The following is a 3,199-nucleotide window of genomic DNA, read 5'->3' on the forward strand; positions in this document are numbered from 1 at the left end:
GCTGGTTTGTCACCTGACTTTGCGCGGCCGCGCTCTGTGTCCGCGGAATCGGTATGCTCTGACCGGCCTTCCGCTATCAAGGTGTGCTTTTCTGCGCCGGACCGGACGTTGCCTGATCCCGCCGCTATCGTTTTTATCGGGAGGCTGAAGGGGAAGCCGTCGCCCTCAGAGGTCGCCGCCCCCGTCGCCGCCCGCCGTCGTCCCCCACCATGGGGCGAACCTTGCCGTCTCCCTGACACCCGCTGTCTTGCGCGCCGGTTCGCACGGCCCCCCTTGGCCGTTGCCGATGTCGGCTCGGCACCGGGCTGTTGCCGCGCCCGTCGCGATTGCCGCCATCAGGTTTGCCGCCGCGCCCGAAGCGCAGAGCGGCGAGGAAGCGGTCGCCAGTCCATGTCAGCCGGTCCATGCCCGCCAGTCCATGCCCGGCGGGCCCGGGCGATGTGCCAACGGCACAGGTCAGGCGAACGTCTCAGGCGAACGTCCGTGATGCAACGATTGTGAGGCCACGCCGCCGGCGGTTGTCCCCCTCCGAGGTAGTGCCCCACGGCCTCCCCCGACATGACACCCGGCCAACATGCCCCCGGAGCGCGCCCTGCCAGACCAGCCCGGCGCGCCGGGCGGTTTTCCGCGCCAACGCCCGCACCGGGGCAACGGCGCCGCTCTCTTCTGCCTGTGGGATGGATGAAACGCCGAGAGCACCAAGCGGCGCCCGGCCCCGGGGTTCCACCCGGACAGCCGGCAGCGCAGGCCCGGCGGCGCAGGCCGGCCCATGGGGCTGAACCCCTCGCCGACGCCCGCAGGCGGGCGCCCGCATCGCGCCCGGCACGCCGCCCGCGCAGCCTTGAAACCTCACCGGCGATGCCCTGCGCACGCACGGCCTTTGCCGGCCCGCTCCACCCGGCACACGGCCGGCCGGAGCCCGGCTGATCTGCGGCGGCGGATGCTGCCCGGCGCCGTTCAGCGATAAAGATCGGCGCGGGTCGGCGGCAGGCCGGACGGGCCCTTGGCGCGGCGCGAGCCGAGGGTCTGGAAAATGCCGATGGTGCCGCGCTCGAAGCCCAGCGAAACACCGGCCAGATAAAGCAGCCACAGCCGCGTCTTGGCCTCGCCCACCTCGGCCACCGCCTGCTCGCGGTTGGCATAGAGCCGTTCGCACCACAGCCGGGTGGTGCGGGCATAGTGCTCGCGCCAGGCTTCGACATCGTGGATCTCGAAGCCGTGGCGCTCGATGGCCGCCACCGAATGGCCGATGTGGTCCAGTTCCGAGCCCGGGAAGATGTAATTGATGATCGCGGCATATTCCGGCCGCTTCTTGCGGAACGCCTCTTCGGTCTTCTTGGAGGGCCGGGTAATGGCGTGGTTCAGCAACAGGCCGCGCGCGCGCAGCAGACCGCGCAGCTTGGAGAAATAGGCCGTCTGGTTCTCAAGGCCGACATGCTCGAACATGCCGATAGAGGCGATCTTGTCGAAGCTGCCCTCGATATCGCGATAGTCCTTCAGCTCCACATGCACCCGGCCCTCAAGACCCAGCCGCGTAATTTTGTCCTTCACGAAATCGAGCTGCGCCTGCGACAGCGTCACGCCATAGGCTTCCACGCCATAATGCTGCGCCGCGTGGCAGACGAGGCCGCCCCAGCCGCAGCCGATATCGAGAAATTTCTCGCCCGGCTGCAGGCGCAGCTTGCGGCAGATCATGTCGAGCTTGGCTTTCTGGGCCTCTTCGATGCCGGCATCCCAGGTCGGGAAATAGGCGCAGGAATACTGCATCTCGGGATCGAGGAAGAGGCTGTAGAACGCATTCGACAGATCGTAATGGAACTGCACCAGCGCCTTGTTATCCCGGCCCTGATCGTCGCGGGCGGCCTGTGCGCCGGTGTAGGCGTGGGTGGCGGCGGCCACCGACTTGTCGCGCGCCGAGAGCAGCAGGAAGGGCAGCAGCGTGCGCGCCAGCGTCCACTTGCTGAGCTTCTTCACCCAGCCGCGCGAGTCCGCCCGCCCGCGCCGTGCGGCGATGTCCAGCAGCGTGCCGCCTTCGATATCGATGTCGCCGGCAGCCATCAGTTCCACCAGCGTCGTCAGCTTCGGCGCCTTCAGCAGCCGGGTGATGGCCAGCGGGGAGCGGATGGCGAAACCCACCTCCTCGCGCACATCCGGCCCCAGCGGCACCACCTCGCCGTTCCACAGCCGGACATAGAGGTTGGCCTGCAACTCGGCCGCGATGTGCTGAAGAAGAGTGCGCGCCCGGGCGATGAGCTTGTCGTTCCTGGTCATGACCGCTTCCGTCTCCCGCCAGAGCCCCGCCGCCGGTGCGGCCGGCAGGGCCGGGTTAGCCAAGGGCCGGCCGCGAATCTCCGCCCGGCATTGGTGCGGCACGTTATGCGAGCCGGGCCGCCGATTCCAGTGGCCGGCCGGTCGCGGGCCGGCCCGCCCGCCCTTTGCCGGCGTCCGGTCCGGCCGGGCGGCCCCATTTGCCGCAGCCGGAGCGCCCTTGCGGCGCCCCGACAGCGACAATCGGCACATTTCTTTTCGTCTCGGAGAGACTTCCGTAACGGGCGGGCGGTTAAAACGGGTTCGGGCGGAAACGCGGAAGAGTCGTACCGGCCGCCCCAAGAGGACCGGGCAGGAAAGCCCGAACCAGTTGACGCAGGTGTTCCGATGGGCGAGCAAACCCTCTATCTGATTCAGGCTTTCAGCGAGAGCACCCGCGGCCGTCTTCTGATCGATGCCCCGATCCGCTGCATCTCCGAGCGCGCGGCGCGCGCCGGTGCAGAGCGGCTGGCCAATACCAAGGCCGGGGTGATGGCGCTGGTGATGCGCGGCGACATGTCGAAGGGTCTCGACCACGCCCACACCGAGATCCTCTACCAGTCCGGCCGCATCCCGGAAGAAATCACCATCACCTGAGCGGCCCGCCGCCTCGGCGCTCCGCCCTGAACGGGCCTCCGCAGGCCCGGTGCGGGCCCGAAGAGCGATTCGACGATAAGCGACAGGCGCCCCGACGGGCGCCTTTTTTGTTGCCTCCCCCCCTCACCCGGCCCGCCATCAGCAAAAAAGGCCGGCCCCGCGGTCGGGACCGGCCTTTTCAGGATTTGCTGCCGGCAGCGACGCGACAGGGTCGCGCCGCCCGCGGCGGTCGTCTCAGGAAATCACTTCAGGATCTTGGCGACGACGCCGGCGCCGACGGTGCGGCCGCCTTCAC

General features: G+C 68.9%; 2 protein-coding genes. One reads left to right on the top strand and one right to left on the bottom strand.

What is annotated here, in order from left to right:
- Positions 1 to 957: 957 nt before the first annotated feature.
- Positions 958 to 2,271, bottom strand: a complete 1,314-nt coding sequence (locus tag V7067_RS14730) for a cyclopropane-fatty-acyl-phospholipid synthase family protein (protein ID WP_334176661.1) — start codon at positions 2,269 to 2,271, stop codon at positions 958 to 960.
- Positions 2,272 to 2,655: 384 nt separating this feature from the next.
- Between V7067_RS14730 and V7067_RS14735 the strand changes: the two genes are divergently transcribed.
- Positions 2,656 to 2,904, top strand: a complete 249-nt coding sequence (locus V7067_RS14735) for a hypothetical protein (protein ID WP_334176662.1) — start codon at positions 2,656 to 2,658, stop codon at positions 2,902 to 2,904.
- The last annotated feature ends 295 nt before the right edge of the window (positions 2,905 to 3,199 follow it).

It is taken from the genome of Pseudoxanthobacter sp. (assembly GCF_036822375.1).
In the GTDB taxonomy this organism is placed as follows: domain Bacteria; phylum Pseudomonadota; class Alphaproteobacteria; order Rhizobiales; family Segnochrobactraceae; genus Pseudoxanthobacter.